Source organism: Pseudomonas sp. FH4 (assembly GCF_000510915.2).
Classification (GTDB): Bacteria; Pseudomonadota; Gammaproteobacteria; order Pseudomonadales; family Pseudomonadaceae; genus Aquipseudomonas; species Aquipseudomonas brenneri.
On sequence record NZ_AOHN01000044.1, the window covers coordinates 70513 to 97151 of the forward strand.

23 protein-coding genes and 1 pseudogene are annotated in these 26639 nt (G+C 51.0%); all 24 read right to left on the minus strand.

What is annotated here, in order from left to right; genetic code table 11:
- Entirely contained in the window at positions 1-1023 is a 1023-nt protein-coding gene (locus H097_RS24680; RefSeq protein WP_032863120.1) for a glycosyltransferase family 4 protein, read from the minus strand.
- 51 nt (positions 1024-1074) lie between these two features.
- Positions 1075-2028, minus strand: coding sequence for an NAD-dependent epimerase/dehydratase family protein (locus H097_RS28030; protein WP_082445667.1), 954 nt, complete (start codon positions 2026-2028; stop codon positions 1075-1077).
- A gap of 18 nt (positions 2029-2046) precedes the next feature.
- The gene (galE, locus tag H097_RS24685; protein ID WP_032863122.1) at positions 2047-3051 is read right to left on the minus strand and encodes a UDP-glucose 4-epimerase GalE; all 1005 of its coding nucleotides are present in this window, start codon (positions 3049-3051) and stop codon (positions 2047-2049) included.
- Positions 3052-3064: 13 nt separating this feature from the next.
- A complete protein-coding gene (locus H097_RS24690) occupies positions 3065-3871 on the minus strand; it encodes a glycosyltransferase (protein WP_032863124.1) in 807 nt (268 codons plus the stop codon).
- A 40-nt stretch (positions 3872-3911) separates the two neighbouring features.
- Positions 3912-4775 (minus strand): glycosyltransferase family 2 protein, encoded by an 864-nt coding sequence (locus H097_RS24695; RefSeq protein WP_050593443.1) that lies wholly within the window; start codon positions 4773-4775, stop codon positions 3912-3914.
- 7 nt (positions 4776-4782) lie between these two features.
- Entirely contained in the window at positions 4783-6129 is a 1347-nt protein-coding gene (locus tag H097_RS24700) for a hypothetical protein (protein WP_032863126.1), read from the minus strand.
- Complete coding sequence (locus H097_RS24705) at positions 6126-7037, minus strand: glycosyltransferase family 2 protein (protein WP_032863134.1); 912 nt, start codon at positions 7035-7037, stop codon at positions 6126-6128. Before H097_RS24705 ends, H097_RS24700 begins: the two co-directional genes overlap by 4 nt.
- A 12-nt stretch (positions 7038-7049) precedes the next feature.
- Complete coding sequence (locus H097_RS28035) at positions 7050-7583, minus strand: hypothetical protein (protein WP_162237658.1); 534 nt, start codon at positions 7581-7583, stop codon at positions 7050-7052.
- A 219-nt stretch (positions 7584-7802) separates the two neighbouring features.
- Positions 7803-9047, minus strand: a complete 1245-nt coding sequence (locus H097_RS24710) for an O-antigen translocase (RefSeq protein WP_032863137.1) — start codon at positions 9045-9047, stop codon at positions 7803-7805.
- 2 nt (positions 9048-9049) lie between these two features.
- Complete coding sequence (locus tag H097_RS24715) at positions 9050-10177, minus strand: DegT/DnrJ/EryC1/StrS family aminotransferase (RefSeq protein WP_032863139.1); 1128 nt, start codon at positions 10175-10177, stop codon at positions 9050-9052.
- A complete protein-coding gene (locus tag H097_RS24720; protein ID WP_032863141.1) occupies positions 10174-10716 on the minus strand; it encodes a GNAT family N-acetyltransferase in 543 nt (180 codons plus the stop codon). Before H097_RS24720 ends, H097_RS24715 begins: the two co-directional genes overlap by 4 nt.
- Entirely contained in the window at positions 10709-11089 is a 381-nt protein-coding gene (locus tag H097_RS28950; RefSeq protein WP_241495445.1) for an FdtA/QdtA family cupin domain-containing protein, read from the minus strand. Before H097_RS28950 ends, H097_RS24720 begins: the two co-directional genes overlap by 8 nt.
- A 63-nt stretch (positions 11090-11152) precedes the next feature.
- Positions 11153-11686: pseudogene (gene rfbC, locus H097_RS28955) on the minus strand (dTDP-4-dehydrorhamnose 3,5-epimerase); the annotation flags it as partial.
- Entirely contained in the window at positions 11683-12576 is an 894-nt protein-coding gene (rfbA, locus tag H097_RS24730) for a glucose-1-phosphate thymidylyltransferase RfbA (RefSeq protein ID WP_032863145.1), read from the minus strand. The pseudogene rfbC and the gene rfbA, both read right to left, overlap by 4 nt.
- Positions 12577-13043: 467 nt before the next feature.
- Positions 13044-14399: a Wzz/FepE/Etk N-terminal domain-containing protein gene (locus tag H097_RS24735; protein ID WP_032863146.1), complete on the minus strand. Its 1356-nt coding sequence runs from the start codon at positions 14397-14399 to the stop codon at positions 13044-13046.
- A gap of 360 nt (positions 14400-14759) precedes the next feature.
- Positions 14760-14993 (minus strand): lipopolysaccharide assembly protein LapA domain-containing protein, encoded by a 234-nt coding sequence (locus H097_RS24740; protein ID WP_032863148.1) that lies wholly within the window; start codon positions 14991-14993, stop codon positions 14760-14762.
- A 25-nt stretch (positions 14994-15018) separates the two neighbouring features.
- On the minus strand, positions 15019-15315 hold the full coding sequence (ihfB, locus tag H097_RS24745) for an integration host factor subunit beta (protein ID WP_008437689.1): 297 nt from the start codon (positions 15313-15315) through the stop codon (positions 15019-15021).
- Positions 15316-15645: 330 nt separating this feature from the next.
- Positions 15646-17340 (minus strand): 30S ribosomal protein S1, encoded by a 1695-nt coding sequence (rpsA, locus tag H097_RS24750; RefSeq protein WP_029298694.1) that lies wholly within the window; start codon positions 17338-17340, stop codon positions 15646-15648.
- Between the two features lie 121 nt (positions 17341-17461).
- Positions 17462-18151: a (d)CMP kinase gene (gene cmk / locus H097_RS24755; protein WP_032863151.1), complete on the minus strand. Its 690-nt coding sequence runs from the start codon at positions 18149-18151 to the stop codon at positions 17462-17464.
- Positions 18148-20358 carry a bifunctional prephenate dehydrogenase/3-phosphoshikimate 1-carboxyvinyltransferase gene (locus tag H097_RS24760; RefSeq protein ID WP_032863437.1) on the minus strand — a complete coding sequence of 737 codons (2211 nt, stop codon included), beginning with the start codon at positions 20356-20358 and terminating at the stop codon, positions 18148-18150. Before H097_RS24760 ends, cmk begins: the two co-directional genes overlap by 4 nt.
- 28 nt (positions 20359-20386) lie before the next feature.
- A complete protein-coding gene (hisC, locus tag H097_RS24765) occupies positions 20387-21499 on the minus strand; it encodes a histidinol-phosphate transaminase (protein WP_032863154.1) in 1113 nt (370 codons plus the stop codon).
- Positions 21500-21508: 9 nt separating this feature from the next.
- Positions 21509-22603 carry a prephenate dehydratase gene (gene pheA, locus H097_RS24770; protein WP_029298704.1) on the minus strand — a complete coding sequence of 365 codons (1095 nt, stop codon included), beginning with the start codon at positions 22601-22603 and terminating at the stop codon, positions 21509-21511.
- Complete coding sequence (serC, locus tag H097_RS24775; protein WP_032863438.1) at positions 22603-23688, minus strand: 3-phosphoserine/phosphohydroxythreonine transaminase; 1086 nt, start codon at positions 23686-23688, stop codon at positions 22603-22605. Before serC ends, pheA begins: the two co-directional genes overlap by 1 nt.
- 154 nt (positions 23689-23842) lie before the next feature.
- Complete coding sequence (gene gyrA, locus H097_RS24780) at positions 23843-26497, minus strand: DNA gyrase subunit A (protein WP_032863156.1); 2655 nt, start codon at positions 26495-26497, stop codon at positions 23843-23845.
- Between the last annotated feature and the right edge of the window lie 142 nt (positions 26498-26639).

Genomic DNA, 26639 nt, shown 5'->3' on the forward strand with positions numbered 1-26639 from the left:
CTAAAGATCAGTTTTTTCTAACGCCCCGGCGTGGTAGCGAAAAGCCAAAGCAAGTAGCGGGATGTACGCAAGGATCAGACCAACAAAACCGTCAATCTTGGATAATCCAACACACAATGCAATTGGCAACAATACAAAAAAATTAACTGCCAGAACAGCTAGCGTGACCGGCAAATGCTTGCCGAACTGACGAGATGCGTACTGGTAAGCGTGACTTCTATGGGCCTCATAAACCTTGTCACCCCGCACTAAACGCCTCACCAGAGTTAAGGTCGCATCAACGATAAATACCCCCAGCAAAATAAGCCACATCCAGAGTAACTGAGGAGCAGTCCACGCTGCGTAAAGCGATAGAATTCCAAGCATGACTCCGAGAAAACCGCTACCCGCATCCCCCATGAAGATTCGTGCAGGAGGGAAATTCCAAAACAAAAATCCAAAAACAGCAAATGCCAGTAGCAGTGGTGCCACCACTAGCTCCATATAACCTGCCAACCAATAGATTAGAGCTGCACCAAGGCAGGCACAAATGGCTTGCACGCTGGCGATACCATCAATACCGTCCATAAAATTGTAGAGATTGAGCATCCATACCAAATACACCGCAGCGAACAAGTAACCTGCCCAACTTAAATCCAAAGAAACCCCAAGTATTTGTATTGGGGCCAGCCCATTAATCCAGAATAACGCCCAAGAAGCACCTGCAAAATGTCCAAGCAACCGCCACCGGGCGGCAATATGACCATGATCATCCAAAAAACCCAGTACCGCGATCCCCGCTCCCGTACCAAGCAACGCCCAGATTAGATTCCATTGAACGGATCCAATCACCCCAAAAACAGGTAAAGAAAACAAAAAAACGACAACGATAGCCACACCGCCCCCCCGCGGAGTAGGCATTGAATGAGAACTTCGCGCGTTGGGGATATCCAATAAGCTCTTCGACAGCGCATAGCGCCGCAAGGCACCCGTAAGCACCAAAGATAGCAATGTAATTGTGGGTAACAAAAGCCAGTAAATCATCAGAGAAAAATTCCAAATTTCACAATAAAAATAAAATAACGAATTAAGAACTTATGTTTTTTTGAAATTACCCCCAGCAAGCTTAATCGCTAAAGATGGGCTTAAAACAGGACGCCAACCTAGAAGGTCAAAAGCCTTCGAAGAGTCGACAACTAATGATCCGTACAATTGCGAGTATATGGATCTCCTCCCAATCATCGTAAAACCTAAAACTGCGATCCATCTTGGAACATAAAACAGTCGCACTTTATGCCCCATCCCTTCACCCAACCGCTTTACAATATCGGCTGTTGATACATCCTCGCCATCCGAAATAAGAAACAGCTCATTGGCTGCCTTTGGATGAGCCGAGCAAACAAATATAAAATCAACCAGGTTTTCCAGGGCAATTAAACTACGTTTGTTTTTTACACATAAAAAAGGTAACGGAACTCGTGCAGACACTAATTTTACTAAGCGTTTGAAATTTCCAGGGGCACATGCTGAATAAACAAGTGGCGGACGGATAATGACCAATTCCATACTGTAGTCCGCCAGCAGTTTCTTCAGCCCATTTTCCCCCTCCAGCTTAGAAAACGCGTATTCGGCTTGAGGAGCAACAATTGACGACTCTGTGAACGAGTGCTCTCTGGTTTCAGCACCATTTACCCCAATCGAACTGATGAATACAAATCGCTTAACTCCGGCCTCTGCGGCTTGGCGAGCCAATGCCAGAGTACCGTCAACATTCGTTTTTCTAAACTCGACGCTGGGGTTCGCACTGCTTTCGCTAAGGACATGAGCACGAGCTGCAGCATGCACCACGATATCAACCCCCTGAAGAGCATGGGCCCATTGTGTGTCACCGTTAATATCCCCAACCGAAACGACCGTCGCGCGATCAGACGTGGCCTCCACGGACTTTCGAATAGCCAAGACGACATCCAACGACGGCTCTAATAAAAATCTCGCAGCAAGACTACGACCTACAAATCCGGAAGCACCGGTTATCAATATCTTTTTCATCAAGCAGGACTCTAGTCATTAATAGCCATCAGGATTGCGCGATTGCCATCTCCAAACATCCCTACACATATCGTCCACCCCCAACTGAGCACTCCACCCGAGCTGACGCTGAGCCTCACTAGGATCGGTGTAGCACACAGCAATGTCGCCAGGCCGTCGATCGACAACCTCGTAAGGCACTGTCTTCTCGGACGCGGATTCAAACGCGTGTAGAAGCTCCAAGACGGAGTACCCCACACCAGTTCCAAGGTTGACGGTCAAAACCTTCGGAGTATCGATAGTCTGAAGCGCTTTCACGTGACCTTTTGCCAAATCGACAACATGAATATAGTCCCTTACCCCTGTCCCGTCGATGGTAGCGTAATCGCCCCCAAAAATAGAAAGCTTATTTCGCTTGCCAACCGCAACTTGCGCAAGGTACGGCATCAGATTATTTGGTATTCCAGACGGATTTTCGCCGATTAATCCACTGGGGTGAGCACCCACAGGATTAAAGTAACGCAACAGCGCAATCTTCCAATCGCTATCCGCCACGAATAGATCTCGCAGTAACTCTTCAACCATTACTTTAGTTCGGCCATAAGGATTAGTAGCTTTTAATGGAAATGACTCATTAATCGGCACAGAGTCTGGATCACCATAGACCGTTGCTGAAGAACTGAACACAATAGACTTACATCCAAATTCGCTCATAACCTGACATAACGTAATAGTGCCCACTAGGTTGTTATCATAATAGTTTAGCGGGTCTTTTACTGAATCACCGACAGCCTTTAATCCAGCAAAATGAATAACAGAATCAATGTCTTGATACGTTTCGAACACCTTGCGCAATGCGTCTTTATCACGAATATCACCATGATGAACAGGAACAGTAACACCTGTTATTTCAAGAACCCGATCAATTGCCTTGACTGAGCTATTACAAAAATTATCAAAAACTACTGGATTATAACCTGCGGCGATGAGCTCTACTAACGTATGCGTGCCTATATAACCCGCGCCACCAGTCACTAAAATCATACGAGCCTCCAGGTTATCGAGCAAATTTATATAGCGCTTTCTTAACCCAATCCGGGGGTAAGCGTACGGCACAGCGAATAGCATAATTCACTACATAATCAAAAAGCGTCAGAAAACCGATACTTCGTTGGTACGACAGTAACTTTAACTCTCCCTTCAAAAAACCAACGCCCCTACGAGTAATAAAATCCTCACCGGTGCGCATCCGTAAAAGCACCTCTTGGAGATTAGCAAACTCGTGCCCTCGTACTATCATAATTGACCATAAACCATAGTCTTCAGGAAACACAGCAGGATATCCACCAACCGAAAGGACAGCAGACTTTCTGAAAATGACCACAGGGTGGCTCACCGGACTGCGTCTTTTCGCAAAACGCACAATTTCAGTATGATGCGCGGGTAATCGGCGAACACTCCGAACACCCTTCATGTCCTGGTCACGCTCCTCAATCCAGGCGCTCAAAACCGATATCTGTGGAAATCGTTGCATGTACTCAACTTGCCGTAAAAAGCGCTCTGGCAAACTGATATCATCGGTGTCCATTCGAGCAACGAGATCGTAGCTGCAATATTTCAACCCCGCGTTTAAGGCTGCAGAAAGTCCAACATTGACATCTAATTGTACAGATACAATATTTAGCCTATCTCTGAAAAGATCAATTTGATCACACAATTCTGGCGTTATGGGACCGTCTTCAACCAATATGATTTCTGTCGGATGCAGGACTTGATCGACCATACTGGCAAGACACTCATGGAGATACTGAGGTTTCTCTAGAATATAGACAGACATCAGTACCGAAAACTTAGCAACCTGCATAAAAGCTCCATGATTTCAAAATAAAATAAAGAGCGATCAATCAAAAGGCTCCCATTTTCCCTCGGCATGCATCCCTTAGCCCCCTCAATATATATCCAAGTCTTACTTTTTTCTGATCGAAAAAAGCAAGATAAATCACAACCTTCATTAAAAATATCAATGAGTACTTAATTTTCCATTTGGTGGGCACATATGTTTGGCGTAACAAAAAAATGAAATTCCTATACTGATAATAATGTCGAATCGGATTTGGCTTCCCAACCCACCAATACAGGACCCTAATATGACCGTCTCCAAGCATATGATTTATCTCAAGTTTTGAATCAACAAAACTCCTATAACCTTTCTGCGTCGCGCGCCAGCACCAATCCCAGTCAACAAAATCGATAAACAACTCTTCTCTTTTCAATCCAACCGATTTGAGGACCTCAGTGGCTATTAAAAAACCCGAGCTGAGGGTGTAGTCCACCGCAATCCGCCCGCGCCCTCGGGAAAGCCCATCATAGATATGATCGGTTGAAATGCTCACAGCAAGAGGCCCTACCCCTGCTACCCGTGCTCCTTCCGAATGAAGGTCGCGGTATGATACGACAATAGAGGAAACATAATCACTCGGCAGAGAAGAGTCTTGATCCATCTCCAAGACGAACTCAAAACCATCAGCTATGGCTCTGGAGATCCCGATGTTTTGAGCCCGCGCGATCCCAACATTTCCCGTTTGCTGGAGAAGTTCGATTCGAGGATCGGATACAACCAGCATCGCTAGCGCCTGACGCCTCTCCTCATCGGTAGAGTTATCAACGATAAAAATTTTGGACACTTGAAAAATGTAGCTATCCAAATTCACTTTAAACTCAACGAGGTCGGGATTATAAGTAACAACTACAATAGAAACCCCATTCATCACAACATCATTCCTTAACACAAACTATGCCTCGCTGAGAAAAAATACGGAGAATCAAGCCAAAAACCTTAATAACAAAAAAAAGTATAAATATATCCAGAACATAGGATAGACCAACAGCGGGTTCCAACAACATCGGTAGCGCTCTTAACCAGAACGTCGCAGCGAGAGCATAATAAAAATCACTACCAGGCACTTTGGACATCGTGGAAATGGAGCAGAGAAAAAAACTCAGCACCATCACAAAAAGAAGCCCACCAAAATATCCCAAATACTTGTATGAAAAAAGATCATAGTGACTGGTGGGGCCTCCAGCGACATCAAATGATGGATACCAATACAGAAGTGTTTGACGCCCAACGGTGTAGTCATTTACCTGATGGCCTACGGCTTTACTCAGAGTAGTAACACCTACTAGAGGAGAAAGCATCTGGAGAAAAAAACTATCCGTTTCTAGGCGTTCAATGACGTTGTTTGGAAGTGAAAAATAATATTTGTCTGCATTCGCAAAAACCCTAAGAACCAACCGTTCTACAAGCACAGACGAGTCTGGCATATATACACCGCGCTCGGTCGCATCAACCCCACTATTTTCCAAATTACGGGTTAAAATATAACCCGCAAACAGTAGCACAGCAGTACCCAAGACAAACAACTTCGTAACACTTAGACGAACTTTGAACTGCGCAAAAAACAAAACCAAGATAACCGCATAAATTGATTCAAGAATCGCAAATTTCGCACCATTCAAAAACGAACTAACGATGATATCAACAAGAAGAACAACGACCATTGAAATAGTGACTAGATTTATATTTTTACTACGAACCCGACGAACAATCCAAAGCGTCAAGTACGCAATAACAAAAAGCCTAAACCCATCAGCGACACGAACGAAGGCACCAAACCCCCTGTTCTGCTCAAACCTATTTGTTTCCGCGGAAGAACCAAAACCTACATTAATAATTAAAAACGCAGCTAGCAATGTATATAGGATAATGATGATAGCAAACTCTGATCGCCCCTTACCCGGTGGTACCAATAGAAGTTTTGTAGCTCTAGAGAACCAAAAAACCCGACCATAAAAAAAAGAAAAAACACAAATAAATGCAAAACAATATGAAACCAACACCAGCAACAAATACGTTTCAATTTTCCCGGCGAGGTACATAAAAAATACAATGCCATAAGCAGACCCCATCGTAAACGTCCAATAAAAATGGAAGGGGTCTAAATAGCCTGCGATTGTTTTTTTCCGAATAGACAGGTAAAAAATAGCCATCACTAAAGTCATACAACCTAACAAGAAACTTAAGTCTCCAAACGCCAGGTCGAAAAACTCTATATCACTCATACCTTGTCTCTCAATAAATGAAGATAAGCAACATAGGGCAAACTTAATATACCTCTGATAGATTGTTTTGTACCGGCTACTTTTAAAATCTGAACACTCGCACCGAAAGCACGACTCTTAATTGCCACCAGAAAATAAAAAGCGAGCGCCCGACCTTTAGCCTTCGCGCGCAGTCTCTCAGGTGTGATGCTGTCCAGTGTTTGTTCCACTAAGCCATACTGTTTAACGACATCTCTATAAGAATTTAAATCATGCTGCCGATAACGAACCACATTCACATTCGACATAAAAGCAAAGTCTTTGTCATACATCGCACTATGCTGAAACAATTTAACAAACATAGGGTAATCATCCAGCTTCAGATTTGAGTCCCAGCCACCAACTTCCCTTAATGTAGATGTTTTGAACAATGTCGATTGCAAAAGTATTGGGGCCGGGTAATCCAAAAACAATGCATCATGCCGCTTGGTTGGAGACAGCTCAAAAAATGACTTATGTTTTCTTTTATAAACAGGTCCTTCCTCGTCCCGATCACCGTAAAAATAAATACCTCCACCAATAACGAAATTCAAATAAGGTGACTGTCTAACTTTCGAAAGCATTCTATTTATACCCTCGGGAATGGCCACATCATCCGAGGCAATAAAATAGACGAACTCAGTCTCTATCATGGACAGAGCTAAATTCAGGGAATTTACTAGGCCTGAATTCTTCTTGGCAATAACAGTAACCCTGTTCGCGGCCGAGTGCGTATCCAAATATTCCTGTAGGACCGTCAAAGTATTATCTGGAGATCCATCATCGATTACTAAAACTTGAGTAGTCGCGGGCTCGACAGCAAGCGCTGCGTCGAGACATGAAATAATGTACTCCGCATGATTATAAGAAGGAATAACTATCGTGAGCATTATCTATTTTACCTAACGATGCCAGATTACGTTGTTTTTCAATACGGCTGCTGGAGCACCTGCAATAAAATTTGCCGTACCGAATGTTTTGTTAACATACGACTTGCTACCGATGATACATCCAGCTCCAACATTAGCCCCTGGGGCACATGTCACGCCTTCGCTTATCCAAACATGACTACCGATGTAAACGGGAGCTACTTTTACCGCCCCATTAATGCTGTGCTGAGTGCTGTCAGTTATATAACAACCCCAAGAAATGATAGTCCCTTCCCCTACTTTGACATTAGATGAGCACAATATAATACTCTTGCAGGTCATCCCTGATATTTGGGTGCTGCTTTTACCACCTAACGTAAGTACTCCCCCCTTTTGAAGGTGGATTTTACACCCATCGCCCAGATGGAACTCATTAATGACATGCAATGCTGACGCCGTCTCCAAATGAATGCAGGCAGCCTCATCACCACCTAACCAGTTCTCGAATATAAAAATATTCTTAGAGGCTGACTGGACTATTGCACCACGAGCCTTGGTGACTTTCACTCTAAATATCTCGGCGGAGAAATAAACCCTGGGCAAAACACTAAACCCACACAGGCGATTCGTAAGATATAAAGAATACAAAAAATTTATGGGCAACTTAAAAATCGCGAAAACCGGATAAACATAAAACGTATTGAGACATATATACACCCAAAGATACACTCGCCCGGCATCTTTCTTTCTTATGAAGAAACCCCTGATGTTTCGTAGCATAATTTATTACACCTTGAACTTGCTAAATTTATAAATCACAAATATTAGGCACGCAATGTAATTTAAAATATGTGCGTATGCTCCACCAACCAGCCCGTACTTGGAAATAAAAAAAATCGACAGCAATACAAACGTTATCGAAAAGAACACTTCAATAAATATAAAAACCTTAAACCTTGCCTTACTGATAAACACATAAGCAACAAGCCAGCTAGTAATCTTTAGAACATCCCCTATCAGTTGCCACCCCATGACATTCTCAACGGGAAGAAACTCCTTTGAAAAAAGAACCTCCACTATAAATGATCGTAATATATATATTGAAATCGCGCCCAGCACCGTCACTGGAACAATAATTTTCGCGCCATTTATAATTTCAGCTCTGATCTCATCATACTGCTTAAGCTCAGATAACTTCGGTAGGTAATAGACTGACAAAACAGTAGTAACTAGCATTAAATACGCGGAACTGAGACGCCAAATTGCTTCCCAGTACCCCGCACTCTCAGACCCTAGGTCCTCTACAATATACTGCCTTACTAAAATTTGGCTGAATGGTACGCAAGCTGCTGAGACTACCGCCATCAACGCAAACTTTCCGAGGTTTCTTGCAGCCAAACGATTGACGGTTCCGTAAAAATTTGAAATTTTAAACCATTTCAAATTCCAGCAGATTATCAATGTGATAAAAAATGCAACCGACTGATAACTCGCCAATGCAATTAGAGCCCCGTACAACCCCCATAGCGTTACAAAATAAAACACGAAAGCGATGGATAGAAGGCTACCTACGATATTTGCCATGACATAACGAGGAACCTCTTTTTTACCAACTAGAACTGCAAGCAATAATGCATTTAACACAAAAAAAGATAGTGCTACCGCAAAACACAAAAACACACTTGAATAAGCTGCATCATTTAGAAAAAAATATGCAAGACGAGAACTAAATACAGCAACTAACACCGAGAACACTAATGAAATGCCTAGCGCAAGTGTTCCGGCCGTTTTCCATATCTCTATTTGCTTGGGTTCATCATCAACATATTCAGCAGTATATTTGGTAACTCCGGTATTAAGCGCGCCGCTCGCAAACGTAGTGATAATAGTGATCGCATTCTGGAACTGCCCCAAGGATGCATAACCAGCAGGCCCCACATAGACAGCAAGAACTTTATTTATACCTAAAAGGGCAAAAATTTTAACTAGTACAGCGACACTATTAAGGAGACTAGTTTTGATAAGGGTCATGCTTACAACTCATTAATCGTAAACGAGTTACACGCTTTCACTACTGAAAGAGCCTCTTCTTCAGTCATTGTTGGGCCGATAGGAATACTAATAACTTCTTCATGGATAGCCTCAGAAATAGGGTAGTTCAGTTCATTCCACTCTCGATAGGCGAGTTGTTTATGTGGTGCAATCGGATAGTGGATCAACGTTTGGATGCCATTAGCCAATAAATGTTCCTGAAGCGCCGCACGGTGACGACTTCTAATAACAAATAGATGCCAAACTTGACGATCTGCATTCACATCATAGCTTTTAACATCTAAAGGAAGCTTGATTAAGGAGTTGCGGATGCCTTCCAGGTAAATTTTTGCAATGTTTTTTCTGACGGCAGTATCTTCATCTAGATGGGCAAGCTTTACACGTAAGAACGCTGCTTGAATTTCATCTAAGCGACTATTGACGCCCTGAATATCGTTCTTATACTTTTCATGCGAGCCGTAGTTTCTCAACGCTCTTAGAGTTGTAGCAAGCCTATCGTCATTAGTGGTAATAGCCCCAGCATCACCCAAGCCTCCCAGGTTCTTACCCGGATAAAAACTAAAGCCAGATGCATCTCCCCAACTCCCGGCTTTTTTGCCAGCAATTGCGGCGCCATGTGCCTGCGCAGAGTCCTCAAGGACGAGCAGGGAATGGAAACGAGCAAACTCCATAATTGCAGGCATGTCCGCCAGTTGACCATACAAGTGAACCGGAAGTATTACTTTTGTTTTAACGGTCAGCGCACGGGCAATATTCTGAATATCGATATTCATAGTCTCGCTATCAGGCTCTACCAACACCGGAGTCAGGCCATTCTCCGTGATAGCCAAGATACTGGCTATATAAGTATTTGCAGGGACAATTACTTCATCGCCATCATTAAGTTTCCCTAGGACTTTCCAAGCCCTCAACGTCAAGATCAATGCATCAAGACCATTAGCAACACCGATACAATGCTTTGATCCACAATATTCAGAAAACTCATCTTCAAATTTTGTTAGCTCATTCCCACCTATGTACCAACCCGAGTCTATCACTCGGGCGGCAGCTACTTTCAGGTCAGCAGCATACTTTTGATTAACGGACTTCAAATTCAGAAAATCGATCATGACTCACTCACTAAATACTTAGATTTCGTAGAAAAAAAACGCTCATACGACGCTGGGCTCATCGTGAAAAAGTAGTCTAACTCCGACTCCCTTTGACACAGGGCACCCATTTTTTCATGAAATGCGATAACTTTAGTATTTTGCTTTCTAACATCAAAATGACAAGACTTGAATCCAAGCTTCTTGAACGCAAACTCATACACCAACATCGCACTTTCTATTGCTGCATAGCGCGTTTTGTTTTCGTCGAGAATCCAACTCCCCCAACAAAATGAGGCATCACCGTCAATAAAGTCATAGAGCCTGACAGTACCAATGGCAAGCCCGGTATCCAGGCGTTCGATAATAAAATAGTACTCTTGGGCGGCCTGCTCCCTAGCTTTGTAATTGAGAAGCCACCTCTTTTGCGCCTCAACGTCGCCACTAACTACCGACAAGTGCTCATTAAGACTTGAATTAACCCTCAATGAGTAGATATATGCAGCATCATCACTGCCTGCTAATCGCAACCGAATGGTTTTTCCCTCGACACTATGCATATCGTTTCACCGCTGCTTTAAAATCACTATAACTTCTAATGTAGTCCGACTCTTTATAATGATCACTTGCAAAAACAAGAAGTACACAGTCTTCGCTAAAATCGTGCATTTCCCGCCAGACTAGATTTTTAACGTGAAGCGCCTTGTTCGGCGTATCCAACCAAGTGCTCTCTATCGTCATGCCATCGTCCGTTAGAATTCGGCAACGCCCAGCGACACATACAATATATTGCTGAAGTCGATAATGCGCATGGAAGCCACGACTCACATCTTTTTTCGTATTGAAAATATAGTACGCGCGACGAATTTCAAAAGGAATATTTTGGCCTTGCTCGAGAGCAATCAAACTACCCCTTTCGTCTCCAAGTACCACAAGTTCATGGGGCTCAGTACTACCTTTGAGTGACTCTGCTGAGCAACCAATTTCTGCAAAAAACGGAGCCTCCTGATCTTTTTTACTAACGATCAGATTTTCAGATATTGGCCACTCAATAGCCAACTCAGGGTCATTCCAACGAATACTGCGCTCGCTTTTTTGGCTATACACATCGGTTGTTTTGTATAAAAATTGCGTATTATCCTCAAGTGCCACAAACCCATGTGCAAAGCCTTCCGGGATCCAAAGCATTTTTTGATTAGCGGCACTAAGCTCTATGCCAAACCACTTACCATAGGTTAATGATCCTTTACGAATATCAACTACAACATCAAAAACCGCCCCACTGATCACTCGCACTAATTTACCTTGGGCATGAGGCCCCATTTGATAGTGGAGACCGCGTAGAACATTCTTTTTTGAGTTCGAATGGTTATCTTGGATAAATGGCCTAGGAATAGGGCAATTTAGCAATGCAAGCTCTTTATGAAAAACAAGCTCATTAAAAGCCTCAAAAAACCAGCCTCGATCGTCATTGAAAATTGTAGGTTCAATAATAATAACATCTGGGATTTCACTCTGAATTAACTTCATACGCCGGAAGCCTCATTCAAGAGTTTTTTCAGGTATTGCCCATAACCTGTCTTCTTCAGCTTAGTGGCTTGCTCATCTAATTGTTTGGCCGTTATCCAGCCTTTATCAAAAGCAATCTCTTCCAGGCAAGCTACCTTCAGACCCTGACGCTGCTCAATGGTGTACACAAAATGGCTGGCCTCCAATAGAGACTCATGAGTACCTGAATCGAGCCAAGCGAACCCGCGGCCCAGCATTTCTACAGTCAGCGATCCATTGTCCAGATAGGCGAGATTAACATCAGTGATCTCAAGCTCTCCGCGCGCTGAAGGCTTGACTTTCTTGGCAATTTCCACCACTCGATTATCGTAAAAATACAGCCCAGTGACTGCATAGTTAGATTTCGGTACCGCAGGCTTCTCTTCAATACTCAAAGCCCGCCCTGTAGCGTCAAACTCTACGACACCAAATCGTTCCGGGTCGGAAACACGACAGCCAAATACCGTCGCTCCCGACGGTTTTGACATGGCAGCATGCAAGCTATCGGAAAAATGCTGCCCGTAAAAAATATTGTCACCAAGAATTAAGCAACAAGGGTCCTCACCGATAAACTCTTCGCCAATCAAGAATGCTTGTGCCAGACCATCTGGACTAGGCTGTTCGGCATAGCTGAGCTCAATACCGTATTGGCTGCCATCCCCCAGAAGCTTCTTAAAGGAGGGCAAATCTTCAATTGTGGAAATAATCAAAATTTCACGCATGCCGGCCAGCATCAACACAGACAAAGGATAAAAAATCATCGGCTTGTCGAAAACCGGGAGCATCTGCTTGGAGACCCCCAGCGTAAGCGGGTGCAGCCGCGTGCCAGAGCCTCCAGCAAGGATGATGCCTTTACGTTTGATGTCCGTCATGTCAATAACTTCCTTAAATATTCGGTTCGCGCCCCTTGCGGCATCAACGGGGGGAAAGATGTGCGTAATAGATGGGTTATTATGCCGCAAATTCGATCAATGCCTGAAATGCAGTCATTACCAAGCGCACTCTTAAGCTCCAGCGTATGCCCGCTACGCCTTGAGAGAACCAAGCTCCTAAGGGTGACCGCCAGGAACACGGCGAAGGCTACGCCTCCTACACCCTCGAAAGCCCTTCCTTCCTAACCCCAAGCTCACGAATCAGATACTCAATCCAACTCAAGCCTGACCAGGAGAGAAATCGGCCCAAGCAAACCTCAATTAAAATGATCAAAATAGAATGCTCAGCCCGTGCATAACGACAATTAAACAACGGAGACCGGGAAAAATCTATTCGATTTCAGTCTTTTATAATGAGACGCTGCCGACACTCAAGCGCATAAGAGCCTAGGCCTGCACGTACAGACCTAACGAATGTTTGACGGAAGCTTTTCGCTAGCGGCAAAAGACGGATTACTGACGCCTTGCACTGAAATGAGAGCTGATGGTGAGGTCGCCCAACGACTTTTGATGAAAGGCAAGGTAAGCGCCAAAGCACACCCCGCAATAAGACCTAGCGCAAGCCCGATCAACACGGCTAAGGCCTTCTTAGGCTTGACAGGACTCAACGGTTCAAGTGCTTGCTTATCAATAGTGACCAGTTTCAGTCCGGGCATATCAATGCTGAGGTTACGAAGCCGCGCCTCTTCAGCGCGCAAGGGCTGGACACCTGCTAAAAACAGGTCTTCTTTTTCACGGCGGTTTAATACCTCAATTTCACGATTAGCCTGAAGCAATTGCAATTCTTTTGCAATTTGCGCAATACGCCCCTCCGTGAAGTCATCGGTCTTACGCCTCAACAAAGCCCCACGCTCAGCTTCGAGCGCTTCAACACCCATAAAATATAGCGGGATCTGTTGATTATTTATCTCGGTACGCATCATACTATTGTTTGCAGCCCGCTCAGAGTCACCCAGCGAGGAGGGAGTAGTAGGCTTTCTAATACCTAACGATTTAGCGATGCCAATTGCCTCATCTAGCTGAGCGACTCTATCGGTACGCAGTGTCTTGAGCTGAGATCGTAATGCTTTTAACTCATCTTGTAACTGAGCACGACGCAGATTATCAGCCTCATTAAGAGACGCGATTTTTGCCTCTTTATCAACCTCATAGCTTGCACGCGCAGCGTTGAGCTTGCCGTCGAGTTCAGTCAGTCGATTCTTTACAATAACCTTCAAGTCCGCCGCAATCTGCTCGCGCTCACTCGCAATCGCATAGTTAACAAAACCGTTGAGAATGGCTACACCATCTATCCCTTCGGGATAGCTCATTTCAAGTTTGATATAAGCGCTGAGAGAATTCGCTTTCTTAGGATCCGGTAGCACCAAGCTAATAGAGTCCCGATTGAACTCCTCAAAACTCTGCTCTAAAGTCGATCCTGGCTTTTCAAAACTCTTGAACAATGCTGGATTCGCACGAAAAAAGCCAAGTCGAGCCTCATAGGACTCTAGAGATGCACCGACCTTGATCAAAGCTTCACCCGGAGGAAGCTTGTACACCTCAGAGCGGTTCAGGGCGTCCAGCTCATTGATTGCCGCCGGGCGCAAGACGCTACTCACCTCATAGACGGGCGTGGCTAGAAAGGCATAGGTGGCAGCGAGCAAGCCTGCTGCGGCCGTAACGATCATAACAAGTTTTTTTTGCTCCCAGATAGCTTGAACGAGTTGAACAAAGTCGACTTCGTCGGACGGGGGAACTGGGGGCGCGCGGAAGCTACTACTCACAACAAAAACCTGCCTTCAAGGAGAAACTGCGGGCTCGTTATGCAGACGATCTTGTGGTGATTTTATATTTATAAGGCTCGACCAAAAGCCCAGCGTCGCTGCCTAGCCTTGGACACACAAAATGACTGGTATCGAGAACAGGTTGCATTTTGCCATCTCGCCGTCACATTGCAAGACTTGACATAACTTTAAGGCAATTCTCAAACATCGAAGAAGTTGTAAGAATTAAGGCCAGAGAGCCTATTAAAGCCACTATTTCCCGAACACAGAGAAGCGCTTAACCGCCTAGGGAACCGACACCAAAGGGAAGGCTCAACCCTACAATACAGTCGACAAACGGTCTAAGCCGTCAGTCCAACCCTACAACACTGGCTTTAGGCGCTTCTTGCGGCGCACTAGCAACCCCAGGATCGGCCCCACCAGCATCCCAACAATCAACGCCAATGTCACAAACACCGAAACTGGCAGCTCTGGCGTAGACCATCCCAAAAACGCCAGGGCGACGCCTTGCTGGTTTTCCAGTACGAATGCCAGGACCACCAAGGTGACGACTAGCACAATCAGTACCAGGGCGACGCGCTTTACACCGCGCATAAACTTCTCCTATCCCCAAAAAAACTCAGACGCTTTCTTCTTCGTCTTCGTTCACTCGATCGCGCAATTCCTTGCCCGGTTTGAAGTGGGGCACAAATTTGCCGTCGAGGCTGACGGACTGGCCGGTTTTTGGGTTGCGGCCCACGCGTGGCGCACGGTAGTGCAGCGAAAAACTGCCAAACCCACGAATCTCGATTCGATCGCCCGTGGCCAGGCACTGGGACATTTGCTCAAGCATGGTCTTGATGGCCAACTCCACATCCTTGGATGAGAGCAGCCCTTGATGGGTGACAATTCGTTCGATCAACTCCGACTTCGTCATATTTTTCCCTTCTTTTTCAAGCAGCTAGGAAAAGCGCTCCGAAGGTTTTAGCATGACCAGATGAATTTGAACAGCCTGTGGCTTGACTTATCTTGCGCAAATTATGGCAACCCCCACAAGACCAAGGACGAGAGCAGGCTCACCCCAGGAAAGCGCAGGAGACCCTTCCCCAGAAAAGCACTGGAAGTGTGCCTCAATAGCAAGATCGCCGCCTGCAAGCAGCCTCAGGACGATCGCGCTACACCTACCAACCTCCCGCCCCGTAAAACCCAAATCACAGACACAAAAAAGGGCGACCGAAGTCGCCCTTTTTCTATGGTCTAACAGAACTTAGTTCTGTTTTTCCATTTGTGCACGCAGCAGGTCGCCCAGAGTGGTCGGACCCGAAGCAATGTCAGAGGTAGCTGGCTTATCGCGCAGGCTCTGGATTGCTTCTTTCTCTTCGATCTCGTCTTTCGACTTGATGGAGAGCTGGATTACACGACTCTTGCGGTCAACGCTGATGATCTTGGCTTCTACTTCCTGGCCTTCTTTCAGAACGTTACGAGCGTCTTCAACGCGATCACGGCTGATTTCGGAGGCTTTCAGAGTCGCTTCGATATCGTCACCCAAAGTGATGATGGCGCCTTTAGCGTCAACTTCCTTCACGATGCCTTTAACGATTGCACCCTTGTCGTTCTCTTGAACGTACTCGGAGAACGGATCGCTTTCCAGTTGCTTGATACCCAGGGAGATGCGCTCGCGCTCTGGGTCAACCGACAGGATAACGGTGTCCAGCTCGTCGCCCTTCTTGAAACGACGAACAGCTTCTTCGCCAACTTCGTTCCAGGAGATGTCGGACAGGTGAACCAGGCCGTCGATGCCGCCGTCCAGACCAATGAAGATACCGAAATCGGTGATCGACTTGATGGTGCCGGAGATTTTATCGCCCTTGTTGAACTGGCCAGAGAAATCTTCCCATGGGTTAGATTTGCACTGCTTGATGCCCAGGGAGATACGACGACGCTCTTCGTCGATGTCCAGAACCATAACTTCCACTTCGTCGCCGACTTGTACGACTTTCGAAGGGTGGATGTTCTTGTTGGTCCAGTCCATTTCGGAAACGTGTACCAGGCCTTCCACGCCTTCTTCCAGCTCTGCGAAGCAGCCGTAGTCGGTCAGGTTGGTAACACGCGCGGTTACGCGAGTGCTTTCTGGGTAACGGGCTTTGATAGCAACCCATGGATCTTCACCCAGTTGCTTCAGGCCCAGGGAAACACGGTTGCGCTCGCGATCGTATTTCAGAACCTTGACATCGATCTCGTCGCCAACATTGACGATTTCGGAAGGATGCTTGATACGCTTCCAAGCCATGTCGGTAATGTGCAGCAGGCCATCGACGCCACCCAGATCGACGAATGCGCCGTAATCGGTGAGGTTCTTGACGATACCTTTGACTTGTTGGCCTTCCTGCAGGGATTCCAGCAGAGCTTCACGCTCGGCGGAGTTCTCTGCTTCCAGGACGCTGCGACGGGAAACGACAACGTTGTTGCGCTTCTGGTCGAGCTTGATGACCTTGAATTCGAGTTCTTTGCCTTCCAGGTGCGTGGTGTCGCGCACAGGACGAACGTCGACCAAAGAACCTGGCAGGAACGCACGGATGCCGTTAACGTCGACAGTGAAGCCGCCTTTAACCTTACCGTTGATAACGCCCTTGACCACTTCTTCAGCTGCGAAGGCTGCTTCGAGAACAATCCAGCATTCAGCGCGCTTGGCTTTTTCACGGGACAGCTTGGTTTCACCGAAACCGTCTTCAACCGAGTCCAGAGCAACGTGAACTTCGTCACCGACATTGATAGTCAGGTCGCCAGCGTCGTTGTAGAACTGCTCAAGCGGGATGAGTGCTTCAGACTTCAGACCAGCGTGAACGGTTACCCAGCGAGCTTGGTAATCGATATCAACGATAACACCGGTGATGATGGAGCCTGCCTGAAGGTTCAGGGTTTTTAGGCTTTCTTCAAAGAGTTCCGCAAAGCTTTCGCTCATTTTAATTCCTGTTGATAAGGGCGAAGAATACGCCCATCTGCCACACCCCAGACGGTGTGGGTTACGTTCATATAAGAGAAGAAGCGCAGGTCTAGGACTGGTCCCCTGCACTTCCTCTGAGTCATCCGGCGATATCGCGAAGAGCGATTTCACTCAAGATGCGTTCCAACACCTGCTCGATGGACAATTCCGTGGAATCCAGCTGTATGGCGTCAGCCGCCGGTTTGAGCGGGGCTACCGCACGCTGGGTGTCACGCTCATCGCGTGCACGAATCTCATCTAGCAGACTCGACAGACTAACACCATCCACCTTGCCCTTCAACTGCAAGTAACGGCGGCGCGCCCGCTCCTCGGCACTGGCCGTCAGGAAAATCTTCAGCGGTGCCTCGGGAAACACCACGGTGCCCATGTCGCGGCCATCGGCCACCAGGCCCGGCGGCTCCTGGAAAGCCCGCTGGCGTTGCAGCAAGGCATCACGCACGGCCGGCAATGCGGCGACCTGGGAGGCCCAGGAGCCGACCTGCTCGTTACGCAGGTCATCGGTCACATCATCGCCTTCGAGGATAATGCGCAGCGAGTGACCTTCGGTCGCCCCGACGAACTGCACGTCAAGGTGAGCCGCCAGCAGCACCAACGACTCTTCGTTGGTCAGGTCGACACCATGGTTGCGCGCTGCGAAAGCCAGCAGGCGATACAGCGCCCCGGAATCCAGCAGGCACCACCCCAGACGCTTGGCCAAAAGGCCCGCAACCGTGCCTTTGCCAGAACCGCTTGGCCCGTCGATGGTAATCACCGGTGCTTTGATATTCACAATTGAGCCTCTTGGGCAACACGAATGCCGACTTGGGCACACAGTGTAAGAAAATTCGGAAAAGATGTTGCTACGTTGGCACAGTCATGGATACGAATCGGCCCAGTGGCACACAAGGAAGCCACACTGAATGCCATGGCAATCCGATGATCACCGTGTGCATGCACCTCGCCACCCGCCATGCTGCCACCGTCAATGATAATCCCATCAGGTGTCGGCACACACTTCACGCCCAGCGCCAGGAGACCATCGGCCATGACCTGGATCCGGTCGGACTCCTTGACCCGCAACTCTTCGGCACCCCGCAATACCGTCCGCCCTTGCGCGCAGGCGGCGGCAACAAACAGTACGGGGAACTCGTCGATTGCCAGGGGCACCAACGCCTCCGGAATCTCGATACCCTTGAGCGGTGCAGCACGCACGCGCAGATCGGCCACAGGCTCACCCCCGACTTCGCGCGGGTTTTCCAGGGTGATATCAGCCCCCATCAGGCGCAGGATATCGATCACTCCGGTACGGGTCGGATTGATCCCCACATGCTCAAGCAGCAACTCCGAACCCTCGGCTATCGAGGCTGCCACCAGGAAAAATGCCGAAGAAGAGATGTCGCCCGGCACTTCGATACGCGTTGCCACCAATGCATGACCTGACTCAACGGCCGCCGTCGCGCCTGCGACTTCCACCGGGCAGCCAAAGCCGCGCAACATCCGCTCGGTATGATCACGGGTTGGCGCAGGCTCGGTGACTGCCGTACGCCCTTCGGCATACAGCCCGGCCAACAGCAGGCTGGATTTAACCTGGGCACTGGCCATCGGCAGCATATAGCTCAAGCCCTTGAGAGTTTGCCCGCCGCGAATGGTCAGTGGTGGTCGGCCTTCAGGGCCAGTCTCGATCACTGCCCCCATTTCCCGCAACGGCTTGGCTACCCGATTCATCGGCCGCTTGGACAGCGAAGCATCGCCGATCAAGACACTGTCAAAACGCTGCGCCGCCAGCAATCCCGACAACAGGCGCATGGAAGTGCCCGAATTACCGAGATAGATAGGGCCCGGCGCAGGCTGCAAGCCATGCAAGCCGACACCATGGATGGTCACCTTCCCATGATGCGGGCCTTCAATCACCACGCCCATATCACGGAACGCCTGCAAGGTCGCCAGGGCATCCTCCCCTTCCAGGAAACCTTCGACTTCAGTAACACCCTGCGCCAGCGACCCCAGCATGATCGATCGATGGGAAATGGACTTGTCACCCGGCACTCGGACCGTTCCGCTCAAACGCCCACCCTGACTGGCGACAAAGACCACATCATCGGCGTTCACTGCCGCATCCACATAGGCCCGGCGCGCCAGAATCTTGCTGAAGTGCTCACGTGCGACCCGCGCACGGGTGAAGACACCCAGCAACTGGTGCCCGTCGCCAGCATCGACCGCGTCGCGCAAGGCGTCGAGGTCGCTGCGAAAAGTATCTAGAGTCCGCAGCACCGCCTCGCGATTGGCGAGAAAGATGTCGTGCCACATCACCGGATCACTGCCGGCGATCCGGGTAAAGTCGCGGAAACCACCGGCTGCGTAACGGAAAATTTCCAGATTCTCGTTACGCTTGGCCAAGGAATCAACCAGGCCAAATGCCAGCAGATGCGGCAAATGACTGGTCGCCGCCAGCACTTCGTCGTGGCGCTCGACCTGCATATGCTCGACATCCGCACCCAGTTCGCGCCACAGGCGGTCCACGACTGCCAAGGCCGCCGGGTCGGTTTCGGCCAATGGCGTGAGGATCACCTTGTGCCGACGGAACAACTGCGAGTTGGAGGCTTCCACCCCGCTCTGCTCGGAGCCGGCAATCGGATGCCCCGGCACGAAACGCGCCGGCATACCGCCAAACGCCAACCGTGCCGCGCGCACCACATTGCCCTTGGCGCTGCCGACATCCGTCAGGATCGCCTGGCCCAGGTCCATGCTGGCCAACAATGCCAGCAGTTTTTCCATAGCCAGGATTGGCACCGCCAACTGAATGACATCAGCTCCCTGACAGGCAACCGCCAGGTCCGCCTCGCAGCGGTCCACCACGCCCAGCTCAACCGCCAGTTTGCGCGATTGCGGGTCCAGGTCCACGCCAACCACTTCGCCACACAAGCCGCTTTCACGCAGGCCCTTGGCAAAGGAGCCACCAATCAATCCCAGACCGACCACCACCAGGCGACCGATCACAGGCACAGCAAGTTGCTTTGCAATCACATCAACCACGGGCCAGAACCTTGGCCAACGCCTCAAGGAAGCGGCTGTTTTCAGCCGGCAAACCAATGGTGATACGCAAGTGGTTCGGCATGCCGTAATTGGCCACCGGACGCACGATCACGCCTTCGCGCAGCAGGCCCTGGAACACTGGGGCTGCCACCTGGCCAAGGTCGACGCAAACGAAATTGCCCTTGGAGGGAATCCAACCCAGGCCCAGCTCACGAAAGCCCTGCTGCAGTTGCTGCATACCGCTCTCGTTGATCCGCCGCCCTTCTTCCAGGTACTCGGCATCCTTGAGCGCCGCACAAGCCGCCGCCAGCGCCAGGCTGTTGACGTTGAACGGCTGGCGCACCCGGTTCAGCACATCAGCGACGACGGCTGTGGACAACCCGTAACCGACCCGCAACGACGCCAGGCCATAAGCCTTGGAGAAGGTGCGCGAGACCAGCAGGTTCGGGTAGGCCGCCAGGAAGTCCAGGCCGTCGGGCAGATCACTGCCTTCGGCATACTCGATATAGGCCTCGTCCAGCACCACCAGCACATGTTCCGGCACGTCTTGCAGGAACTCGTCCAGCGCCTCGACACCAAACCAGGTGCCGGTCGGGTTGTTCGGATTGGCGATAAACACCACCCGGGTCTGGGCGTCGATGGCGGCCAACATGGCCGGCAGGTCATGCCCCCAGTCCTTGGCGGCAATCACCCGCGCCTCGGCACCGACGGCCTGGGTGACAATCGGATAGACCGCAAACGCATGCTCACTGAACACTGCATTCAAGCCCGGCGCCAGATAGGCACGCGCCACCAGTTCCAGAATATCGTTGGAACCGTTGCCCAGGGTGACCTGAGCCAGCTCAACCCGGCAGCTCTCGGCCAACAGGGACTTGAGGGCAAAACCATTGCCATCAGGGTAACGTGTCAGCTCGGCCAGCTCTTCGCGAAGCGCCGCCAGCACCTTGGGGCTTGGACCCAGGGGGTTTTCATTGCTCGCCAGCTTGACGATCTTTGCCGGATCCAGGTTCAGCTCGCGCGCCAACTCGTCCACAGGCTTGCCTGGAACGTAAGGCGACAGTTGTTGCACGCCCGGCTGTGCCAGGGCGAGGAAGTTGCCACTCATGTCAAAGCCTCACAAAACCGCTTTCGGGTAGGAGCCCAGCACCTTGAGTGCCACGGCTTCCTGACTGATTTTCTCCAGCACACCCTTGACCAGCGGATCACGGTGGTGGCCGACGAAGTCGATAAAGAACACATAGGTCCATTTACCGCTGCGTGAAGGACGCGTCTCAATGCGCGTCAGGTCAATCCCGTTGTCATGGAACGGCACCAGCAGCTCATGCAGCGCGCCGGGCTTGTTGCTCATGGAGACGATGATCGAGGTCTTGTCATCGCCGGTCGGTGGCACTTCCTGGCTGCCGATCATCAAGAAACGCGTGGAGTTGTCCGGGCGATCCTCGATTTTCTCGGCCAGGCGTGTCAGGCCATACAGACCCGCCGCCATATCCCCGGCAATCGCCGCCGAATTCCACTCACCCTTGACCCGCTTGGCCGCTTCGGCGTTGCTGGACACCGCCACGCGCTCGACATTCGGGTAATGGGCATCCAGCCACTTGCGGCACTGGGCCAGCGACTGGGCATGGGAGTAAATACGGCTGATGCTGTCGGTCTTGGTGTTTTCGCCCACCAGCAAATGGTGGTGAATACGCAGCTCGACTTCGCCACAGATCACCATGTCGTGCTCAAGGAAGCTGTCGAGGGTATGGTTGACCGCACCTTCGGTGGAGTTTTCCACCGGCACCACGCCAAAATTCACCGCACCCGCAGCCACTTCGCGGAACACTTCGTCGATGGCCGCCATGGGTTTGCTGATCACCGCGTGGCCGAAATGTTTCATGGCCGCCGCCTGGGTGAAGGTGCCCTCGGGGCCGAGGTAAGCCACTTTCAATGGCTGCTCCAGGGCCAGGCACGAAGACATGATCTCGCGGAACAACCGCGCCATTTCTTCATTGCCCAGCGGCCCCTGGTTGCGCTCCATGACGCGCTTGAGCACCTGGGCTTCACGCTCCGGACGGTAAAAAACCGGCACTTCGCCTTCAGCCAGGGAGGCCATTTTGACCCGTGCCACTTCCTGGGCACAGCGCGCCCGCTCACTGATCAGCTCCAGGACTTTGGTGTCCAGGGCGTCAATGCGCACGCGCAGGGCCTTGAGTTCTTGCTCAGACATTAGCCGTGTTCCTTTTCGAACTCTGCCATGTAAGCCACCAGCGCCTTGATGGCATTGATATCAACGGCGTTGTAGATCGAGGCACGCATGCCACCCACCGAACGATGACCCTTGAGGTTCAGCAGGCCACGCGCGTCGGCACCCGCCAGGAATGGCTTGTCCAGGCGGTCGTCGGCCAGGCGGAATGGCACGTTCATCCACGAACGGGCGCTCAGGCTGATCGGGTTGCTGTACAGGCCGCTGGCGTCGATGAAGTCGTACAGGGTGCGCTTCTTCTCTTCGTTGAGCTTGCCCATGGCCGCGACACCGCCCTGCTCCTTGAGCCACTCGAACACCAGGCCCGAGAGGTACCAGGCAAAGGCCGGCGGGGTGTTGTACATCGAGCCGTTGTCGGCCGCGACCTTGTAGTTGAGCATGGTCGGGCACACCGAGCGGGCACGACCGAGCAAGTCTTCACGGATGATGTTGACCAGGATGCCGCTCGGGCCGATGTTCTTCTGGGCGCCGGCGTAGATCATGCCGTAGCGGGACACATCCATCGGGCGCGAGAGAATGTCCGAGGACATATCACACACCAGAGGCACATCACCCACTTCAGGTACCCAGTCGAACTCCAGGCCACCGATGGTTTCGTTCTGCACGTAGTGCACGTAGGCCGCGTCTTTCGACAACTTCCATTCGTTCTGACCTGGAATGGCGAAATAGTCATACGGCTTGGCGGTGCCGGCCACGTTGATGTTGCCGTAGCGCGAGGCCTCTTCAATGGCCTTCTGCCCCCAGATACCGGTATCGATATAGTCGGCAGTGCCGTCTTCCGGCAGCAGGTTCAGCGGGATCTGGGCGAACTGCTGGCTGGCGCCGCCTTGCAGGAACAGCACCTTGTAGTCCGACGGGATGTCCAGCAGGTCACGCAGATCCTGCTCGGCCTTGGTGGCAATGGACACGAACTCATCACTGCGATGGCTCATTTCCATCACGGAGAGGCCTTTGCCATGCCAGTCGAGGAGTTCACCCTGCGCGCGCTGCAGGACCGCTTCAGGAAGTGCCGCGGGACCAGCACAGAAGTTATAGGCTCTCTTGCTCACATCCAATCTCGCTCTGATCTGTTGGTCACATAATTCGTGTTCGACACATAACCCCTGCAAGACCTCTCCCACAGGGGAATGCGCAGTATCGCAAACTTTCAAAAGGGACAAATAACAAGGGGGCGAATCTTCATCCGCCCCCTTGTTTGTCCGCTTACGCCTGCGGCTCTTCTTCGTCTGCGGCGGCATCGAGGGTTGGCTCGTCGACGTTGTCATCGCCGGCTGCGATCACCTCGCCATCGAATGCCTCACCCTCCAGCTCCTCACCTTCGACTTCCGACGGTTCCTGGACACGCTCCAGGCCCACCAGGGTCTCGTCGCTGGCCAGCTTGATCAAGGTCACGCCCTGGGTGTTACGACCCAGGCTCGACACTTCATCAACCCGGGTACGCACCAGGGTGCCCTGGTCGGAAATCAACATGATTTCCTCGCCATCGAGCACCTGGACCGCGCCAACCAGACGGCCGTTGCGATCATTGCTGACCATGGCGATAACGCCCTGGCCGCCACGCTTGTACTCGGGGAACTCGCCAATAGCGGTACGCTTGCCATAACCACGCGCCGAAGCCGTGAGGATCTGGCTGCCTTCTTCCGGGATCAGCATGGAAATCAGCTTCTGCCCTTCCGGCAAACGCATGCCACGCACACCACGGGCGGTACGGCCCATGGCACGCACGTCGGATTCCTTGAAGCGCGTCACCTTGCCGCCGTCGGAGAACAGCATGACTTCACGCTCGCCATCGGTGATGGCGGCGGAGATCAGTACGTCGCCTTCGTCCAGCTCCAGGGCGATCAGGCCCACGCTGCGTTGACGACTGAAGGATTCCAGCGGGGTCTTCTTCACGGTGCCTTTGGCGGTTGCCATGAAGATGAAGTGACCTTCGGTGTATTCCTCAACCGGCAGCATGGTGGTGATGTATTCATCAGTGTCCAGCGGCAGCAGGTTGACCAGCGGACGCCCACGGGCGGCGCGGGACGCTTCCGGGATTTCGTAGGTCTTGAGCCAGTACACCTTGCCTTTGCTGGAGAACAGCAGCAGCGTGGTGTGGCTGTTGGCAACCAGCAGGTGAGCGATGTAGTCCTCATCCTTGACGCCGGTAGCCGATTTACCTTTACCACCACGGCGCTGGGCCTGGTACGCAGCCAATGGCTGAGTCTTGGCGTAGCCACCGTGGGAAATGGTCACCACGCGCTCTTCTTCCGGGATCATGTCACCCAGGGTCAGGTCGAGGCGGGCATCGAGGATTTCGGTGCGGCGCACGTCGCCATATTCGGCGCGGATCACTTCCAGTTCTTCGCGGATCACTTCCATCAAGCGCACAGCGCTGTTGAGGATGCGGATCAACTCACCGATCTGGTTGAGAATCTCCTGGTACTCGGCCAGCAGCTTTTCATGCTCCAGACCGGTCAGGCGGTGCAGGCGCAGTTCCAGGATGGCCTGGGCCTGTTCCGGCGACAGGAAATACTTGCCGTCGCGCAGGCCGTATTGTGGGTCCAGGGTCTCCGGACGGCACGAATCGGCACCGGCGCGCTCAACCATCGCCACAACGGCGCTGGATTCCCACGGCATCTTGATCAGTGCTTCCTTGGCTTCCGACGGGGTCGGCGAAGCCTTGATCAGGGCGATAACCGGGTCGATGTTCGACAGCGCAACCGCCTGGCCTTCCAGGATGTGCCCACGCTCGCGAGCCTTGCGCAGCTCGAATACGGTACGACGGGTCACCACTTCGCGACGGTGACGCACGAAGGCTTCCAGCAGATCCTTGAGGTTCAGGATGCGCGGGCGACCGTCGATCAGGGCCACGACGTTGATACCAAACACGCTTTGCAGCTGGGTCTGGGCGTAGAGGTTGTTGAGGATCACCTCAGGCACTTCGCCACGACGCAGCTCGATCACCACGCGCATACCGTCTTTGTCGGACTCGTCGCGCAGTTCGGTGATGCCTTCCAGTTTCTTCTCTTTAACCAGCTCGGCGATCTTCTCGATCAGACGCGCCTTGTTCAACTGGTAAGGCAGTTCGGTGATGACGATCTGCTGGCGGCCACCGACCTTGTCGATGTCTTCGATCATCGAGCGGGCGCGCATATAGATGCGCCCGCGACCGGTGCGATAGGCTTCGATGATGCCGGCGCGACCGTTGATGATCGCGGCGGTCGGGAAGTCCGGGCCGGGGATGTATTGCATCAGCTCATCGACGGTCAGCTCGGGGTTGTCGATGAGGGCCAGGCAACCGTCGATGACTTCACCGAGGTTGTGTGGCGGGATGTTGGTGGCCATGCCCACGGCGATACCGCTGGAGCCGTTGACCAACAAGTTGGGAATACGGGTCGGCATGACCGCCGGGATCATTTCGGTGCCGTCGTAGTTCGGCACCCAGTCCACGGTTTCTTTATGCAGGTCGGCCAGCAGTTCGTGCGCCAGCTTGGTCATGCGCACTTCGGTGTATCGCATGGCCGCAGCATTATCGCCGTCCACCGAACCGAAGTTGCCCTGGCCGTCTACCAGCAGGTAGCGCAGGGAAAACGGCTGGGCCATCCGAACGATGGTGTCGTACACCGCAGTGTCGCCGTGAGGGTGATACTTACCGATCACGTCACCGACAACACGGGCAGATTTCTTGTACGGCTTGTTCCAGTCGTTACCCAGCTCGCTCATCGCGAACAGCACACGCCGGTGCACGGGCTTCAAGCCATCGCGCGCATCAGGCAGTGCCCGCCCGACAATTACGCTCATTGCGTAGTCGAGGTAGGACTGTTTCAGCTCGTCTTCGATATTGACCGGGAGGATTTCTTTGGCCAGTTCGCCCATGAGAAGCCTGATTCCTTTTTCGGGTGAAACTTCGTCACATCCATACGGGACAAACGAAGCTCGCCGCCGCCGACATGATGCCTGGCAACGACTTACGACAAATCAACGAGTTATGACACGGATCTGCGCATTAAAGGCCGCC